Raw genomic sequence first — 17231 nt, 5'->3', positions numbered from 1 at the left:
CGTCCCCGTTCACCGCGGTCAGCGCTCCGCCACCCGTGTGCATCCCGCCACGGGGGGAGTCCTTGCGGTCCTTGTCGTGCTCCTTACGGTCCTTGCCGAGCTCCTTGCCGTCCTTCGCGGTGTCCCAGTCGTCCCCGTTCACCGCGGTCAGCGCTCCGCCACCCGTGTGCATCCCGCCACGGGGGGAGTCCTTGCGGTCCTTGTCGTGCTCCTTACGGTCCTTGTCGAGCTCCTTGCTGTGGGAAGTGTCTTCGTGGTCCCAGTCACCCATCGCCTCGGCGTAGGCGGCCGGCGCGCCGATCGCGAGGGCGGCCGTGGCCGTCGCGGTGGCGAGGAGCATGCGGGCAGAGCGCATCTGACAATCCTTCCGTCGCAGCCGGGCAGCCGACACCTCGTCAGCTGAATCGACCCGGCCTTGACGTGATCCAACGTCAGCCATTCCTCGCCGTCCCACCATCCAGGGCGCTCACTCGGGTTACGGAGACACCCGTGCGCCGGTATCTCGTCCTCCCCCGCACCGCCCCGGCCAGGGCCGGTCTTCCCGTGCCGTGGCCCCGTTGTCAGACCCCCCGGCTACAGTCCCGCACCATGACCGACATCCCAGACCACTCACACCTCCGGACCACCCGCGCCTCCTACGACACTGTCGCCGTCGACTACGACAGACTCCTCCGGGACCACCTCGCGGACGCCCCGTTCGACCGGGCCATGCTGGGGGTGTTCGCCGAGCGGGTGCTGGCCGAGGGAGGTGGGCCGGTCGGGGATCTGGGGTGTGGGCCGGGACGGGTGACCATCCACCTGGATTCACTCGGGCTGGACGTCTTCGGGCTCGACCTGTCGCCGGAAATGGTCGCGGTGGCGCGGGCGGCGTATCCGGGGTTGAGATTCGAGGTCGGGTCGATGACCGGCCTCGATCTCAAGGACGAGTCGCTCGCGGGCGCCGTCGCCTGGTACTCCACCGTGCACACTCCACCGGAGGAACTCTTGGTCCTCTTCGCGGAGTTCCACCGCGTGCTGGCTCCCGGCGGGCATCTGCTCATGGCCTTCAAGGCGGGCGACGAACGTATCCACCTCTCGCACGCATACGGCCATGACCTGGACCTCGACGTCTACTGGGTGCCGCCCGAGCAGGTCTCCGGGCTGCTCGGCGAGGCCGGCTTCGTCGAGGTCGCCCGGCTGGTGAGGGCGGCCGAGGGGCCCTACGAGAAGTCCCCGCAGGCCTATCTGCTGGCCCGCAAGCCAGCCGAGTAGCAGCGCTCAGTTTCGCCCGAAGAGGGGGCACACGGCCGAGGGCCCCAGCAGTCTCTCCGCCGTCGCGGCCCAAGTGACCGCCGCGTCCGGCAGCGGCCGCAACGCCCATGTACGGGGACCGGCCGAAAGGCCCACAGAAGACAGGCGCACTGTCCACCGCCGAGGCCTTCCCCGCCGCCCCCTTCCCGTGTCGGCTCGCAGAACTGGACGCGTTCACCGTCCCCCTGCGCAGCCGCGTCGCCGCTCAGGCCACCGACCCGATCCGCCCCACCGGCGCCGACGCCGGCGCCGCATCCGACGTCAGGTCGTGGTGGATCGGTGTGTGCGCCCCGGTCAGCGGAACGCCGCTCCCGCCCCGCCGGTTGGCGACGATCTCCGAGGCGATGGACAGGGCCGTCTCCTCGGGGGTACGGGCGCCGAGGTCGAGGCCGATGGGAGATCTGAGCCGCGCCAGCTCCAGCTCGGTGACGCCGGCTTCACGCAGCCGCTCGTTGCGGTCGAGGTGTGTCCGGCGGGAGCCCATGGCACCGACGTACGCGACCGGGAGCCGCAGGGCGAGTCGTAGCAGGGGTACGTCGAACTTGGCGTCATGGGTCAGGACGCACAGGACCGTACGGGTGTCGACCTCGGTGCGCTCCAGGTAGGTGTGCGGCCACTCGACCACGATCTCGTCGGCCTCGGGGAAGCGGGCCTGCGTGGCGAACACGGGGCGCGCGTCGCAGACGGTGACGTGGTAGCCGAGGAACTTGCCGATCCGGACCAGCGCGGAGGCGAAGTCGATGGCGCCGAAGACGATCATCCGGGGCGGGGGCACGGACGACTCGATCAATACCGTGAGCGGTGCTCCGCAGCGAGAGCCCTGCTCTCCGATCTCCAGGGTGCCGGTACGGCCGGCATCCAGGAAGGCGCGCGCCTCCTCCGCCACGGTGCGGTCCAGCTCGGGGTGGGCGCCGAATCCGCCGTCGTACGAGCCGTCGGGGCGGACGGCTAGCGCGCGGCCCGCCAGTTCCGCCGGGCCGGTCACGATCCGTGCCACCGCCGCCGCCTCCCCGCGGGCGGCGGCGGACAGCGCGGCCGTGACCACCGGACGGACGGGGTCGCCCGCCCGTACCGGAGTGACGAGGATGTCGATGATCCCGCCGCAGGTCAGCCCCACGGCGAAGGCATCCTCGTCGCTGTAGCCGAAGCGTTCGAGGACCGGCTGCCCGTCCTGGAGCGCCTGTCGGCACAGCTCGTACACGGCCCCCTCCACGCACCCGCCGGAGACCGAGCCGACCGCCGTGCCGGCGGTGTCGACTGCGAGCGCGGCGCCGGGCTGCCGGGGCGCGCTGCCGCCGACGGCCACCACGGTGGCCACGGCGAAGTCGCGTCCCTGCGACACCCACCGGTTCAGCTCTTCGGCGATGTCCAGCATCTCGGTCTCCCAGTAGGCAGATAGGCGGCGGGCGTCAGTGGACGCCCAGCCAGCTTTCGATCGGATTGAGGGCGAAGAAGACCAGGAAGATCGCCGTCAGGCCCCACATGAACGCGCCGATCTCCCTGGCCTTGCCCTGGGCGATCCTGATGGCGACGTAGGAGATGACTCCGGCCGCGACACCCGCGGTGATCGAGTACGTGAACGGCATGATCACGACGGTCAGGAAGACCGGGATGGCGGTAGCCCGGTCGGCCCAGTCGACGTGCCGGGCGTTCATCATCATCATGGCGCCAATCACCACCAGGGCCGCGGCCGCGACCTCGCCGGGGACGATCGCCGTCAGCGGAGTGAAGAACAGGCAGGCGGCGAAGAACAGGCCGGTGACGACGGAGGAGAGGCCCGTACGGGCGCCTTCGCCGACCCCGGTCGCCGACTCCACGAACACCGTCTGGCCCGAGCCGCCCGCGACGCCGCCGATCGCGCCGCCCGCGCCGTCGATGAACAGCGCCTTGGACAGGCCCGGCATCCGGCCCTTCTCGTCGGCGAGTCCGGCCTCCGTGCCGACACCGATGATCGTGGCCATCGCGTCGAAGAACCCGGCGAGTACGAGGGTGAAGACGATCATGCCGACCGTCATCGCGCCGACCTGGCCCCAGCCGCCGAACTCGACCTCGCCGAAGAGCGAGAAGTCCGGCATCGAGACCGCGCTGCCGTGCAGCTCCGGCGCGCCGCTCGCCCATTGCTCGGGGTCGACGACGTTCAGGGCGTTGAGGATCACGGCGAGAACGGTGCCGGCGGCGATGCCGATGAGGATCGCGCCGGGGACGCCGCGCGCCTGGAGCATGAAGATCGCGAGCAGCGTCGCGGCGAAGAGGAGGACCGGCCAGCCGGCGAGTTCACCCGCCGGGCCGAGGGTGACCGGGGTCGCCTCGCCCTGGTGCACGAAACCGGCCTTGTAGAAGCCGATCAGGGCGATGAACAGGCCGATGCCCATGGTGATCGCGTGCTTGAGGGCCAGCGGGATCGCGTTCATGATCATCTCGCGGAGGCCGGTGACGACCAGCAGCATGATGACCACGCCGTACATCACGCACATGCCCATGGCCTGCGGCCAGGTCATCTGGGGCGCGACCTGCGAGGCGATGACACCGGAGACGGAGAGGCCGGCGGCGAGGGCGAGCGGCACCTTGCCGACGAAGCCCATCAGCAGGGTGGTCGCGGCCGCCGCGAGCGCAGTCGCGGTGATCAGGCCCTTCTGGCCGAGTGTGGCGCCGGCCGCGTCCTCGCCGGACAGGATCAGCGGGTTGAGCAGCAGGATGTACGCCATCGCCATGAAGGTGGTGACGCCGCCGCGGACCTCGCGGGCCACCGAGGATCCCCGCCGGGATATGTGGAAGTACCGGTCGAGCCAGGACCGTCCGGCCGGGACGCGGGTTCCTTCGCCCGCGTCGTCGGCGGCGGTCCTGGGCTCGAGTGACTGCTGGGTCATGGTGCCATCTCCCAAGGTTCACAGGGGCACCCGCGGATTGCCTGGGCAATTACGGGATTTGGAAGGTGCACGACCCGGGGGACGGCCCGAGACGAAGCGTGGTACTGGACGTGAGCCGGTGCCGGGTGGCCGTTGGGTGGAGCTGTTGCCCGGCATCGGTGTGGCCGCCGCCGTGCCCACCCGTTCCGCCCCAGGCGGAACGCATGCCCACAGCGACAGCGGCGGCACGACTACGCCGTTCCCGTCAGGTGTTCGGGGCGTACCGGCGTCCTGTTGAGCTCCAGGCCCGTCGCGTTCCGGATTGCCGCCAGGACGGCCGGAGTCGACGACAGGGTGGGGGCCTCGCCGACGCCGCGCAACCCGTACGGGGCGTGGTCGTCGGCGAGTTCGAGCACGTCGACAGGGATGGTCGGCGTGTCGAGGATCGTGGGGATGAGGTAGTCCGTGAAGGAGGGGTTGCGCACCTTCGCGGTCTTCGGGTCGACGATGATCTCCTCCATGACGGCGACACCCAGGCCCTGGGTGGTGCCGCCCTGGATCTGGCCGACGACGGACAGCGGGTTGAGGGCCTTGCCGACGTCCTGGGCGCAGGCCAGTTCGATGACCTTGACCAGGCCCAGCTCGGTGTCGACCTCGACGACGGCGCGGTGCGCGGCGAAGCTGTACTGGACGTGGCCGAAGCCCTGTCCCGTCCGCAGGTCGAAGGGCTCGGTCGGCCGGTGCCGCCACTCCTCCTCGACCTCGACGGACTCGTCCTCCAGTACGTCCACCAGGTCGGCGAGGACCTCGCCGCCGTCGGTGACGACCTTGCCGCCTTCCAGAAGCAGCTCGGCCGTGGCCCAAGCCGGGTGGTACGAGCCGAACTTGCGGCGCCCGATCTCCAGGACCCGCTCGCGTACCAGTTCGCACGCGTTCCGTACGGCGCCGCCGGTGACGTACGTCTGGCGGGAGGCCGAGGTCGAACCCGCCGAGCCCACCTTGGTGTCCGCCGGGTGGATCGTCACCTGGGTGACGCCCAGCTCGGTGCGGGCGATCTGGGCGTGGACGGTGACCCCGCCCTGGCCGACCTCCGCCATGGCCGTGTGCACGGTGGCCACCGGCTCGCCGCCCACGACCTCCATGCGGACACGGGCGGTCGAGTAGTCGTCGAAGCCCTCGGAGAAGCCGACGTTCTTGATGCCGACCGCGTAGCCGACCCCGCGGACGACGCCTTCGCCGTGCGTGGTGTTGGACAGGCCGCCCGGCAGCTGCCGTACGTCCGCGCCCTCGGAGCTCTCCCACTGGCGCTCCGGCGGCATGGGCATGGCCTTGACGCGGCGCAGGAGTTCGGCGACCGGGGCGGGTGAGTCGACCTGCTGCCCGGTCGGCAGGAGCGTGCCCTGCGACATCGCGTTGCGCTGCCGGAGCTCGACCGGGTCCATGCCCAGCTTCGCGGCCAGCTTGTCCATCTGGGCCTCGTAGGCGAAGCACGCCTGGACCGCGCCGAAGCCGCGCATGGCGCCGCAGGGCGGGTTGTTGGTGTAGAGGGCGTAGGCCTCGATCTCGACGTCGTCGATGACGTACGGGCCCGCGCCGAGCGAGGCGGCGTTGCCCACGACGGCCGGGGAGGCGGAGGCGTACGCGCCACCGTCGAGGACGATCCGGGCCTTCAGGTGCGTCAGCTTGCCGTCCTTCGTCGCCCCGTGCTCGTAGTACAGCTTCGCCGGGTGGCGGTGGACGTGGCCGAAGAAGGACTCGAAGCGGTTGTAGACGATCTTCACCGGCTTGCCCGTGCGCAGCGCGAGCAGGCAGGCGTGGATCTGCATCGACAGGTCCTCGCGACCGCCGAACGCGCCGCCGACACCGGACAGCGTCATCCGGACCTTGTCCTCGGGCAGGCCGAGGACGGGCGCGATCTGGCGCAGGTCGGAGTGGAGCCACTGCGTGGCGATGTAGAGGTCGACTCCGCCGTCCTCGGCGGGGACGGCGAGACCCGACTCGGGGCCGAGGAAGGCCTGGTCCTGCATGCCGAAGGTGTACTCGCCCTCGACGATGACGTCGGCGCGCTTGCGGGCCGCCGCCACGTCGCCGCGGATGATCGGCTGACGGTGAAGGATGTTCGGGTGGGGGACGTGACCGGAGATGGGGGTCCCCCCTGGACCGGAGCTTGTCGTAGGTCCTTGGGGGAGGTCGGCGCGGCCCTCGTGGATCAGGGGTGCGTCCGGCGCGGTGGCGCTCGACTCGTCGGTGACGACCGGGAGTTCGCGGTACTCGACCCTGATCTTGGCGGCGGCGCGGCGCGCGGTCTCCGGGTGGTCGGCGGCCACGATCGCGACGGGCTCGCCGTGGTGGCGGACCTTGCCGTGGGCGAGAACCGGGGTGTCCTGGATCTCCAGGCCGTAGTTCTTCACGTCGGTCGGCAGGTCGTCGTACGTCATGACGGCGTAGACGCCGGCCTGCGCGAGGGCCTCGCTCGTGTCGATCGACACGATCTCGGCGTGCGCGACCGTGGAGCGCAGAATCTGCCCCCAGAGCATGTCCTCGTGCCACATGTCGGACGAGTACGCGAACTCGCCGGTGACCTTGAGAGTGCCGTCGGGGCGGAGTGTGGACTCGCCGATGCCGCCCTTGGTCCGGGAACCTTGCGTGATCTTGGTGGGAGCGCCGATGGTGGGCATCGGTGTCAGACCGCCTCTCCCTGCCGGGTGGCCGCCAGGCGGACCGCGTCCATGATCTTCTCGTAGCCGGTGCAGCGGCAGAGGTTGCCCGAGAGCGCCTCGCGGATGTCGGCGTCGGACGGGTTCGGGGTCCGTTCCAGCATCTCGTCGGCCGCGACCAGCAGCCCCGGGGTGCAGAAGCCGCACTGGACGGCACCGGCGTCGATGAACGCCTGCTGGATCGGGGAGAGTTCGACACCTTCGCCGGTCTGGGAGCCGGTCCCCTTCGCCTGCCACCGCTGGGCCTCGTCGATCGACGTACCACCGCACGCACCCGTGCCGCAGGAGCGCCGCTTCGCGTAGTCCGCCAGCCCTTCCACCGTGACGACCTCGCGCCCCTCGACCTGGCCCGCCGCGACCAGGCACGAACACACCGGAACGCCGTCGAGCCGGACCGTGCAGGACCCGCATTCACCCTGCTCACAGGCGTTCTTCGCCCCCGGCAGACCGAGCCGCTCCCGCAGCACGTACAGCAGGCTCTCGCCCTCCCACACGTCGTCGGCTTCCTGCGGACGACCGTTGACCGTGAAATTGACGCGCATCAGGCGACTCCCTCCGTGACGGCGGCGGCGCCGCGGTACGACTCCCAGGTCCACATCAACGTGCGGCGGGCCATGACGCCGACCGCGTGGCGGCGGTAGCTCGCGGTGCCGCGAACGTCGTCGATCGGGTTGCAGGCGGCGGAGCACAGCTCCGCGAACTCCTTGGCGACCGACGGGGTGATGATCTTGCCGTTGTCCCAGAAGCCGCCCTCTTCGAGCGCCGCGTCGAGGAACTCCTCGGCTGCCCTGGCCCGCACGGGCGTGGGCGCGGCCGAGCCGATGCCGGTACGGACCGTGCGTGACGACGGGTGCAGTGCCAGGCCGAAGGCGCAGACGGCGATCACCATGGCGTTCCGCGTGCCGACCTTCGAGTACTGCTGCGGCCCGTCCGCCTTGTTGATGTGGACGGCGCGAATCAGCTCGTCGGGCGCCAGCGCATTCCGCTTCACGCCGGTGTAGAAGTCGTCGATCGGGATGAGACGGGAGCCGCGTACGGACTCGACCTCGACCTCGGCGCCCGCCGCGAGGAGGGCCGGGTGGGCGTCGCCTGCCGGGGAGGCGGTGCCGAGGTTGCCGCCGACGCCGCCGCGGTTGCGGATCTGCGGGGAGGCGACCGTGTGCGAGGCGAGGGCCAGGCCCGGGAGCTCGGCTCGCAGGTCCTCCATGATCCGGGTGTACGGGACCGAGGCCCCGAGCCGCACACTCTCCTCGCCGGTCTCCCACTCGTAGAGGTCGCCGACGCGGGTCAGGTCGAGGAGGTACTCGGGCCGACGGTGGTCGAAGTTGATCTCGACCATCACATCGGTGCCGCCCGCAATCGGCACAGCGGTGGGGTGCTCGGCCTTCGCGGCGAGCGCCTCCTCCCAGCTGGCGGGGCGAAGGAAGTCCATGACCGGCTCTCTTCTTCGTCTTGTGGGTCGTTCCGATCGAGCCAGTTCGGGTGCGGCGGGCCTGGCTCGTTCATGTGCTGTTCATGGGGAGTGACACCAGTACACAGCGGTGTCCGGTGCCGCAGTCAGTCACGGAAAACATGAAGGAGTTGGCTGGCCAGGGCGCCCATCTTGTAGATTCGTATGAACGGAGGTCGGCAGAAACCTCCTCGTTTCTCCCTGGCAACAAGCAGCACACATACCGAAACACCAGGACATCGCCCCGGCGGCCGGAATCCACTCTCCCCCGGTCGGCGCGGGCCCGCTCCCGGAGCCCGAGGTCCCGCCCACCGGGCCCTCACCCCCTGACCGAACGAAGATTTCCGGACAAGAACGGCGGCGACGAGACATGCGGCTGCGCGCACTGCTGGACACCGACGCGCTGGGCCTGCGGCTGCTCGGCGGCGAGGACGAGCTCGACCGCACCGTACGCGGGGTGATGACGACGGACCTCCGCGACCCCAGCCGCTACCTCTCGGGCGGCGAGCTGGTGCTGACCGGGCTCGCCTGGCGCCACGGTGCCGCCGACTCGGATCCGTTCGTACGGATTCTGGTGGGCGCCGGGGTCGCCGCCCTCGCCGCCGGTGAGGCCGAACTCGGGGACATCCCGGAGGACCTGGTCGTGGCCTGTGCCCGGCACCGGCTGCCGCTGTTCGCGGTCAACGAGTCGGTGGCGTTCGCGACGATCACCGAGCACGTCGTACGGCAGGTCTCGGGCGAGCGCGCCGGGGACCTGGCGGCCGTGGTGGACCGGCACCGCCGGATGATGACCTCGGGCCCGGCGGGCGGCGGCCCGGACGTGGTCCTCGACCTGCTCGGCTCCGACCTGGACCTGCGGGCCTGGGTGCTCTCGCCGACCGGGCGCCCCATCGCGAGCCCGAAGGTCTCCGGGGCCGCGCTGCCCGCCGACGTGTGCGCCAGGCTCGCCGCCGAGCACCTGGCGGCCGGCCGTACGGGACGGCGGGCCCCGCACCGGGTGGCGGTGGGCGCCGCACCCTCGTTGACGTATTCCCTGTTCCCGATCCGCAGCATCGGCCGGATCGGGGCCGCCGGGCAGGGCTCCCGGGACCTGCGCGAGACCGTGCTGTCCGACTGGCTGCTCGCGGTCGAGGCCGACGCCGGGGACTGGGCCGAGGAGCGGCTCGACCTGCTGTACGGCGTCACCCAGCTGATCGCGGTCGAGCGGGACCGGCGGGACGCGGCCCGTACGGTACGGCGGCGGCTCGCGCAGGAGGTGCTGGAGCTGGTGCAGGCGGGCGCGGCGCCCGCGGAGATCGCGGCCCGGCTGCGGGTGGCCGCGCCGGTGCTGCTGCCCGGGCTCGGCGCGGCACCGCACTGGCAGGTGGTCGTGGCCCGCGTCGAGTGGGACGGCGGAGGCATCGAGGGCGGCCCGGTCGCCCAGTCGTTGCTGGAGGAGATCCTCGTCGACCCGCTGGCGACCGGCTCCGAGCCCTCGGACCGTATCGCCGTCGCCCACATGGGTGCGGAGGCGATCGCCCTCGTCCCCCTTCCGGCGGTGTCCGCCGAACACGACGGCTCCGAGACCGGAATCCTCGCCGACACGCTCCTTCGGACCGTACGGGACCCGCTGACCGCCGGCCTGAACGACGACGGGCGGCTCACGCTCGGCGTCAGCGCGGCCGTCCACTCGGCCGAGGGGCTGCGGGGCGCCCTGGAGGAGGCCCGGCACGCCCGCCGGGTCGCGGCGGCGCGCGTGGGGCGGGTGTGCGCGGCGGGCCACCAGGAGCTGGCCTCGCACGTGCTGCTCCTCCCCTTCGTCCCCGACGACGTACGCCGCGCCTTCACCGCCCGGCTCCTGGACCCGCTCCGGGACTACGACCGCCGCCACCGCGCCGAGCTGGTCCCGACGCTGGAGGCGTTCCTCGACTGCGACGGCTCCTGGACGCGCTGCGCTGCCCGCCTCCACCTGCACGTCAACACGCTGCGGTACCGGGTGGGCCGTATCGAGCAGTTGACGAGTCGTGATCTCTCGCGGCTGGAGGACAAGCTGGATTTCTTCCTCGCGTTGCGGATGAGCTGAGGCGACGGGCCAGTGGACAGGTGACATCAAGTGCCGTGTCCACCCCATGACTTTGTGAAATCTTTCACCCACCCTCTTGGCCCGGCCCGGCCATTCATGCTGAGATGCGCCCACCACTCAACAGCTCAATGGCGTGCTCGGGGAGGGCAACGTGGCGCATACCGCCATGTCTGGTAACGGAACGACCGCAGGTGACGATCCACTCCAGACCGCGGTATGGCGGCTGCGCTCACGCGCGTGCTGGGCCGACGCGGCAGCGCTTCTCCAACCGACCACACCATCGGCCTCGCTCCAACGCGCCTCGCTCCTCGTCGAGCGCTGCCTCTACACCGAGCAGGGCTGGGAGCAGGCCGAGGACGCGCTGCGCACGGCCGAGGCCCAGGCCCGCAGCGACGACGAGCGTGGCGCGGCCGCGTGTGAGCGGGGGCAGCTGGCGTACGCGTCCACGCTGCTCGGCGTCCGCGATCGCGCCGACGAGGCGCGGGCGGCACTCGGCCGGGCGGCGGCGCTGATCGCCCCGGGCGCGCCGGGGCGGGCCCTGCTGGACTTCCGCCGCGGGCTCCTCGCCGAGAACCTCACGGACTCCCCGCAGGCGGCTCGCGCCGCTTACCGCCGCGCCCATGCGGGCGCGACCGCCTTTGACGACCCCTTGCTGCTGTCCTTCACCTGGCGGCACCTTGCCGGACTCGCCCTGCGTGACGGGGAGTTGGCGGAGGCGCGGCACGGGTTCTCCGAATCGCTCCGGATTCGGGAGGAGTTGGGGTACCTCGTCGGTACGGCGCCGGCGCTGGCGTCGCTGGCCGATGCGGAGAGCGAGCCGGAGGCTTCGCGGCTTCGGGATGAGGCGCGGCGGTTGTTTCGGTTGCTGGGGGGTGTGCCTACGTGGTTGGCGGGGCAGTTGGCTCCGCCGGCCGCGACTGTTTGACGGTGAGCGCCGTAGGGGCCGTTGTAGTGCGTTGGCTGTAGGCCGCATGTGGCCGGTCGCGCCCACGCGGCGGAGCCGCACAATGTCACAGCCCCGCGCCCCTAAACGGCGCTCCTGAAGTGGCCCTCGACCAGACAGCTCGCCGCCTCCAAGTCCTGTGCGCACAACGCGTCCAGCAACGCGATGTGTTCCGCCGCGTCGGCCAGTAGTTCGGTGCGGGCGGAGGGGGCGGGGCCGGGGGTGAGGGGGAGTTGGGTGCGGCGGTGGAGGTCGTCGGCGATGTGGACCAGCTGGTCGTTGCCCGCGAGGGCGAGGAGGCCGCGGTGGAAGGCGCGGTCGGCCTCGGCGTAGGTCATGCGGCAGCCGGAGGAGGCGGCGCGGGCGGTTTCCTCGGCGAGGGGGCGCAGGTCGGCCCACCGGTCGGCGGGGAGGGTGCGGGCGAGGCGGAGGATGACCGGGGCCTCCAACAGGGCGCGGACCTCGGCGAGTTCGGCCAGCTCGCGGGCGCCGCGCCGGACCACGCGGAAGCCCCGGTTCGGTACGACCTCGACGGCGCCCTCGATGGCGAGTTGCTGCATGGCCTCGCGCACCGGGGTCGCGGAGACGCCGAAGCGCTCACCGAGCACGGGGGCCGAGTACACCTCGCCCGGTGTGAGTTCCCCGGCGGCGAGGGCGGCGCGCAGGGCGTCGAGGATCTGGCCGCGGACGGAGGCCCGCTGCACGACCGGCCGGCCCATGGCACGGGACGCGTCCTGCCCGGCCCGCGGCTCCTCCCGCGTACGGGGGCTCGGGATGGGCGTCTCGCTGTGGGTGTGCTCACCCCGGGCGGCGGTACCGTCCGCCGCGGCCCGGCGCTCCCGGTCCACATCGGCCGGCCCCGGCTGCGCCGGCACCCGGGCGGCCGCCGTATGCCGGTCCGGGGCGCCCGGCTGGGAGGCGGCACGCGCGCGGGGTTCGGCCTGCTCCACGGGTCCTCCTCCGGGCTCGGTGGTACATGGGGGCGCTTGGGTCGGTACGAGGGGTTGTTACCGGTCGTAAAGCACCATAGGCGCACATGCCGTCAGTTCAAACCTCGATCACCTTGAGTAAGGTAAGCCTTACCTGTCAACGACCGTGAAACGGTGGTACCCCATGCCCCACCCGACCCCGGCTTCGCGCGCCTCAGCCACGGCGGACGCCTATGCCCGTCTGGCCGAGGTCCATCCGGGGCCGAGCGTGACGGAGTTGTCCCGCGCGGACGCGCTCCCCCGGGGCGACGGCTGGGCCGGGGCCGCGGGGCTCGCGGCGGGCGGGGCGGAACTCGACGCGTTCCTCGCGTGGGACGACGCGCAGGTGCTGCGGGACTACAGGCAGAAGGGCCGCCCGGACGTCATCGCGAGCTTCGGCCTGCACCGGTACGCCTGGCCCGCCTGCCTGCTGTTCACGGTCCCCTGGTTCCTGGTCCGCCGGGCGCCCCGCCTGCCCGCGGAGCACGTCGCGTACGAGCGCGTCCAGGGCCGTACGGCCGTACGGACCGACACGTTCGCCTGCCTGCCGGACGCCCCGGCGGCGGACCTGCCCGGCGCGCGGGTCGTACCGGACGAGGAGGCGCTGAGCGCCGGGCGGCGGGCGGCGGGCGCCGAGCACATCGAACCGGTCCTCGGCGGCTTCGGACCGCACATGCGGCGGCGCGAGCACGCCCTGTGGGGCATGGCGACCGACGAGGTCGTCGAGGGCATCCGGTACGTCGCCCACCTCCTCGGCGAGGAGGAGCGGGCGCGGCGCGAGCTGGAGCTGCTGCTGCCGGGCGCCACGCGGCCGCACGTCGGCTCCGCGGCCTTCCGCGAGCCGACCGGGCCGAACGGCGAGTCCCTGCCCACCCGCGACCGGGCGAGCTGCTGCATGTTCTACACGGTGCGCCCCGAGGACACCTGCGCAACCTGCCCGCGCACCTGCGACGCCGACCGTGTCGCCAAGTTGACGGGCGCCGCCACCGGTTGACCGTCCGTCGAGGGGGACCCCCGAACAGCCGCCCGAGCCTTGTGGCGTAAGATCAACTCCGAGTGGGCACCCCTCGGGTTACAACTGGTTCACAACTTCCTCACTTTTCGCAGGAACTTTCCGAGGAACCACCCGAACGGGTAATCTCACTCGCACTCAACTCCCGTCCCTCGCGCGGCAGTTCGAGCAGAATGCCGCCTTGCGCATCTTCTTGCACTTCCTTGGCGGTCTCTTGCCCCGAAACCCCCTGAGGGCCGAGGGGATTGGGCCACTATGGCGGGCGTTACGCCCTATCCCAATGCAAGGGACCCCAATGAGACTGACCGACATATCGCTGAACTGGCTGCTTCCGGGCGCCGTACTGCTCCTGGGCATGCTGGCGGCGGTGGCGGTGCTCGCGCGCGGCAAGCGGTCCGGGGAGCACGCGAAGACCGAGGACTCCTGGGAGCGCAGCGAGGAGCGCCGCAGGCGCAAGGAGGCCGTCTACGGCACGGCCTCCTACGTTCTTCTCTTCTGCTGCGCCGCGGTCGCCGCGGCGCTCTCCTTCCACGGACTGGTCGGATTCGGCCGACAGAACCTGAACCTTTCCGGAGGCTGGGAGTACCTGGTCCCGTTCGGCCTGGACGGCGCGGCCATGTTCTGCTCCGTGCTCGCGGTGCGCGAGGCCAGCCACGGTGACGCGGCGCTCGGCTCCCGCATACTCGTGTGGACTTTCGCGGGCGCCGCGGCCTGGTTCAACTGGGTGCACGCGCCCCGGGGCCTCGGCCATGAGGGCGCCCAGCACTTCTTCGCCGGCATGTCCCTCTCCGCGGCGGTGCTGTTCGACCGCGCGCTGAAGCAGACCCGTCGTGCCGCGCTGCGCGAGCAGGGCCTGATCCCGCGCCCGCTGCCGCAGATCCGTATCGTCCGCTGGCTGCGGGCGCCCCGCGAGACCTACAAGGCCTGGTCGCTGATGCTCCTGGAGGGCGTGCGCAGCCTGGACGAGGCCGTGGACGAGGTGCGCGAGGACCGTCGTCAGAAGGAGCAGGACCGTATGCGTCAGCGCGAGCAGCAGAAGCTGGAGCGCGCGCACCTCAAGGCCATCAGCCGCGGCCACCGCGGTCTCCCCGGCCGCGCGGGTGCCCGGCAGATGGACGTCACGACCGTCGAGCGGGCCCCCGCCCCGGTCGCCTCGGAGCCTGCCATATCCGGCGCGGAACAGCTGCCCGTCCGCACCCGCCCCTCCCTGCAGCCCGTCCGCAGCGGCTCTGACAAGTCGATGACCGTCGACCTCACCGCGGAGGACGACACAATGGCCCTACCGCGACTCGACTCCCTGGAGCGCAAGCTCAAGGACCTGGAGCAGCAGTGGGGCTAGAACGAACGCACTCCTGACACGGGGTTACGGGATGGGGGCGCGGCGCCACGGCCGCGCCCCCATCCCGTTTCCGGTCCCGTACCGGTCCCGTACCAGTGCCGTTCCCGTCTCGTACGGCGGCCTCTACGCCGTCCCCGTGTTCAGCTCGAACCACACCGCCTTGCCCACGCCGTGCGGCCGCACACCCCACGCGTCGGCGAGGGACTGCACCAGGATCAGGCCCCGGCCGTGCGTACTGTCGTCGGCGTTCGGCACCTGCGGCTTGGGCCTGCGTCCCACGAAGTCCCGTACCTCCACGTGGAGTCCGCGCGGGGACACCGTGGCCGTCAGGACCGCGTCGTGGTCGGTGTGGATGAGTGCGTTGGTGACGAGCTCGCTGGTCAGCAGCTCGGCTATGTCCGATTTTCCGGGCCGTCCCCAGTGCCGTAGCAGCTCCCTCAGCGCCCGCCGGGCCTCGGGCACCGCCCGCAGGTCACCCCGCCCGAGTCTGCGCCTGAGCTGTCCGGCGCCGGACGGGTCCGTCACGCTGTCGGCCGTTTCCTCCACCGTCTCCGCCGAGGAGCCCCCGATCGCCAGGGGACCGCCCCCTCGTGCCTGCCTCTTCATGACCCCCGCCCGCACGCCGATGTCGATTCCCCTCCTGCTCGAACACGTTCACGGGATCCATGCCCCGTCCGGAACGCGACAGTCATGCTGAATCGTCAACCACCCGCCATACGCGTTCAAACGCCCACAGTCAGCCAGTCGGCCGACGGCCCCGACCGGGCCCAACTGCCCATACCCGGCTGCCGATCCGGCCGTACGCGATGAAGGCGTGTGACGGACGAAGGCGTGTGACAGACGTCTCACGCCTCCCAGACGGCCGCGGCCGTACGGTCGTCGGCGTACCCCTTCACCCTGACCTGGGCGTCCGCGAGGAACGCGGCGAGGCCCGGCGGCTCCCCGCTCGCCCAGCGCGCCGTCAGGTGCTCGGCGAGCTCGGGTTCGCCGCGCAGCGGGTCGGCGAGGCCCGCGGTGCACAGCAGGAGCGTGTCACCCGGGCGGGCGACGGAGGCACGGAAGCGGAAGGGCGGCGGGGGCGGGAGGAGGGCGGGCTCGTACGGGCTCGGCGGTGTCGCGATGCCGAGGTCCATGGTGAGGCGGTCGCCCTCGGGGGTCTCGTGCGGCAGCGAGCCGAAACCGACCACGGGCTCGCCCGCGACCTCGGCGATCCGTGGCTCTATGTCCTGCCACTCGCCGTCCCGCAACCGGAACAGGCCCCCCGCGCCGACCCCGAAGAACACGCGCGTACGGCACTCCGGGTCGGCCGGAATCAGCAGACAGCGCAGGCCGGCCGTGTACTCCTCCGGTTCGACGCCCTGCTCGGCGGCGCTCGCGCGCAGCTTGCCGAGGCTGCGGTCGGTGAGCCGGTGCAGTCCGGACTTGAGGTCGCCGCGCCGGGCGGCCCGGATGTCGTCCGCCAGCCGGACGTGACTGCGCCCGACAGCCCGCCCGATCCACCGGCACGCCTCGGCCGCCGCCCGGTGCGCCCTCGGTGTCGCCCGTGCGCCGGTCGCCATCGCGACCAGCACCAGCGCCTGCTCGCCCGTGCCGAAGCGGGCGGTGAGCAGCGAGTCCCGGCGCGGCTCGCCCCGGTACCGCGCGGAGTCCCCGCGCACGGATGCGGCCCGCAGCGTGCAGGCCCCGTAACGCGCCCCGTCCAGCACCGTGTCGGCGATCAGGTCCCCGAGGTCGTCCGGGTCGGCGGGCGGCAGCGCGGTGGGTTCGGCGTCGTAGGTGGGCGGCCCGGAACCGACGTAGGCGACGGCGGCGGGCCGGCTGCTGGTGACGAGGGTGACGTCGTGGGAGTGGAGGGTGGGGGGCGGGGAGGCATCGGCGGGGGGCGGGGGCGCGTCCGCGGGGGGCCGGGATGCCGGTGCCGACGCTACGGACGACGCCTCCGTGGGCGTACGGCCGCGGGGGGTTTCGGGGCGGAAGCCGGGCGGCTTGGGGCCGGGCGGGAAGGTCTGCGGACCCGGGGGGGCGGCGGGCGGGGGTTCCCAGGGGGACGGCTGGCGGGTGAGGCCGCTGCGGCGGAGCCGGTCGGCGGGGTCCGGGGGATCTTCCGGTCCGTGGCGCGGTCCGCTCCCCTCCTGCCGTTCGCGCTCCGCAGGCCCCCCACGCTGCCCCGGCACCCCCGGAGGCTCGCCGCCGGTCTCCGGCCGGACCCCCGCGCCCGAGCCCACCGTGCCCGCCGCCGAGGCGAAGCGGTCGTCGAGGGAGTCGGCCGCGGGCGTCGGCCCCGTGTCCCCGGTGGAGTCGTTGTACAACTGCCCCCACCAGTCGTCCTCATGACCGGTGGACCTCTCCCCCTGCTTGCTCATGCCCCTAATTGTCCACCGCGGGAGCCGGATGAAAACGGGGCATCAGGAAAAACCGGCCAGAGGGCTGACGGTCGAACGGCATGTCGACCCCATATCGGATGAACCACCGAACGGCAGTACGCCACCCGGCGGGCGTCAGCCTGGTGGGCCCGAGTGTGACCCTGATGCCCAGGTTCTCGCCGTGATGGGCGTTTCTCCTGGTGATGGCGCCTTGGCACAGGGGCGGGTAGTACGACGATGA

Annotated in this window: 13 protein-coding genes and 1 pseudogene; 5 read left to right on the top strand and 9 right to left on the bottom strand. The window is 72.0% G+C overall.

Annotated features, from left to right (window positions below; translation table 11 throughout):
- Nucleotides 1-355, bottom strand: a pseudogene (locus tag ACWD3C_RS03060) (hypothetical protein); the annotation flags it as partial.
- A gap of 233 nt (nt 356-588) precedes the next feature.
- Here ACWD3C_RS03060 and ACWD3C_RS03055 point away from each other — a divergent pair.
- Complete coding sequence (locus tag ACWD3C_RS03055) at nt 589-1251, top strand: class I SAM-dependent DNA methyltransferase (RefSeq protein ID WP_451139422.1); 663 nt, start codon at nt 589-591, stop codon at nt 1249-1251.
- A 244-nt stretch (nt 1252-1495) separates the two neighbouring features.
- On the opposite strand, the gene ACWD3C_RS03050 is transcribed toward ACWD3C_RS03055, so the two are convergent.
- The 5 genes from ACWD3C_RS03050 to ACWD3C_RS03030 all read right to left on the bottom strand — a co-directional run bounded on the left by ACWD3C_RS03050 (nt 1496) and on the right by ACWD3C_RS03030 (nt 8285).
- Entirely contained in the window at nt 1496-2665 is a 1170-nt protein-coding gene (locus ACWD3C_RS03050; RefSeq protein ID WP_451139420.1) for an XdhC family protein, read from the bottom strand.
- A gap of 34 nt (nt 2666-2699) precedes the next feature.
- Nucleotides 2700-4157, bottom strand: coding sequence for an NCS2 family permease (locus ACWD3C_RS03045; protein WP_451139418.1), 1458 nt, complete (start codon nt 4155-4157; stop codon nt 2700-2702).
- A 230-nt stretch (nt 4158-4387) separates the two neighbouring features.
- Nucleotides 4388-6814 (bottom strand): xanthine dehydrogenase family protein molybdopterin-binding subunit, encoded by a 2427-nt coding sequence (locus ACWD3C_RS03040; RefSeq protein ID WP_451139416.1) that lies wholly within the window; start codon nt 6812-6814, stop codon nt 4388-4390.
- 5 nt (nt 6815-6819) lie between these two features.
- Nucleotides 6820-7395, bottom strand: a complete 576-nt coding sequence (locus tag ACWD3C_RS03035; RefSeq protein WP_451139414.1) for a (2Fe-2S)-binding protein — start codon at nt 7393-7395, stop codon at nt 6820-6822.
- Nucleotides 7395-8285 carry an FAD binding domain-containing protein gene (locus ACWD3C_RS03030; RefSeq protein ID WP_451139412.1) on the bottom strand — a complete coding sequence of 297 codons (891 nt, stop codon included), beginning with the start codon at nt 8283-8285 and terminating at the stop codon, nt 7395-7397. The genes ACWD3C_RS03035 and ACWD3C_RS03030 overlap by 1 nt, the downstream gene beginning before the upstream one ends.
- 388 nt (nt 8286-8673) lie before the next feature.
- Here ACWD3C_RS03030 and ACWD3C_RS03025 point away from each other — a divergent pair, with 388 nt between their 5' ends.
- Both ACWD3C_RS03025 and ACWD3C_RS03020 read left to right on the top strand, forming a co-directional pair.
- Nucleotides 8674-10365, top strand: coding sequence for a PucR family transcriptional regulator (locus tag ACWD3C_RS03025; RefSeq protein WP_451139410.1), 1692 nt, complete (start codon nt 8674-8676; stop codon nt 10363-10365).
- Between the two features lie 166 nt (nt 10366-10531).
- The gene (locus tag ACWD3C_RS03020) at nt 10532-11290 is read left to right on the top strand and encodes a hypothetical protein (protein ID WP_451139408.1); all 759 of its coding nucleotides are present in this window, start codon (nt 10532-10534) and stop codon (nt 11288-11290) included.
- A gap of 101 nt (nt 11291-11391) precedes the next feature.
- On the opposite strand, the gene ACWD3C_RS03015 is transcribed toward ACWD3C_RS03020, so the two are convergent.
- Nucleotides 11392-12258: a GntR family transcriptional regulator gene (locus ACWD3C_RS03015; RefSeq protein ID WP_451139406.1), complete on the bottom strand. Its 867-nt coding sequence runs from the start codon at nt 12256-12258 to the stop codon at nt 11392-11394.
- 163 nt (nt 12259-12421) lie between these two features.
- Between ACWD3C_RS03015 and ACWD3C_RS03010 the strand changes: the two genes are divergently transcribed.
- Nucleotides 12422-13270, top strand: a complete 849-nt coding sequence (locus tag ACWD3C_RS03010; protein ID WP_451139404.1) for a (2Fe-2S)-binding protein — start codon at nt 12422-12424, stop codon at nt 13268-13270.
- A gap of 313 nt (nt 13271-13583) precedes the next feature.
- Nucleotides 13584-14627 (top strand): DUF2637 domain-containing protein, encoded by a 1044-nt coding sequence (locus ACWD3C_RS03005; protein ID WP_451139402.1) that lies wholly within the window; start codon nt 13584-13586, stop codon nt 14625-14627.
- A gap of 123 nt (nt 14628-14750) precedes the next feature.
- Here the strand turns inward: ACWD3C_RS03005 and ACWD3C_RS03000 are convergent, their stop codons facing one another.
- Both ACWD3C_RS03000 and ACWD3C_RS02995 read right to left on the bottom strand, forming a co-directional pair.
- Nucleotides 14751-15233, bottom strand: coding sequence for an ATP-binding protein (locus ACWD3C_RS03000; RefSeq protein ID WP_451139400.1), 483 nt, complete (start codon nt 15231-15233; stop codon nt 14751-14753).
- A 239-nt stretch (nt 15234-15472) separates the two neighbouring features.
- Nucleotides 15473-16990, bottom strand: a complete 1518-nt coding sequence (locus ACWD3C_RS02995; RefSeq protein WP_451139398.1) for a protein phosphatase 2C domain-containing protein — start codon at nt 16988-16990, stop codon at nt 15473-15475.
- Between the last annotated feature and the right edge of the window lie 241 nt (nt 16991-17231).

This window comes from Streptomyces sp. NPDC002845 (genome assembly GCF_053591955.1).
Note: the sequence above shows the minus strand (reverse complement) of the source record. Positions and strands in the feature narration are given on the sequence as shown.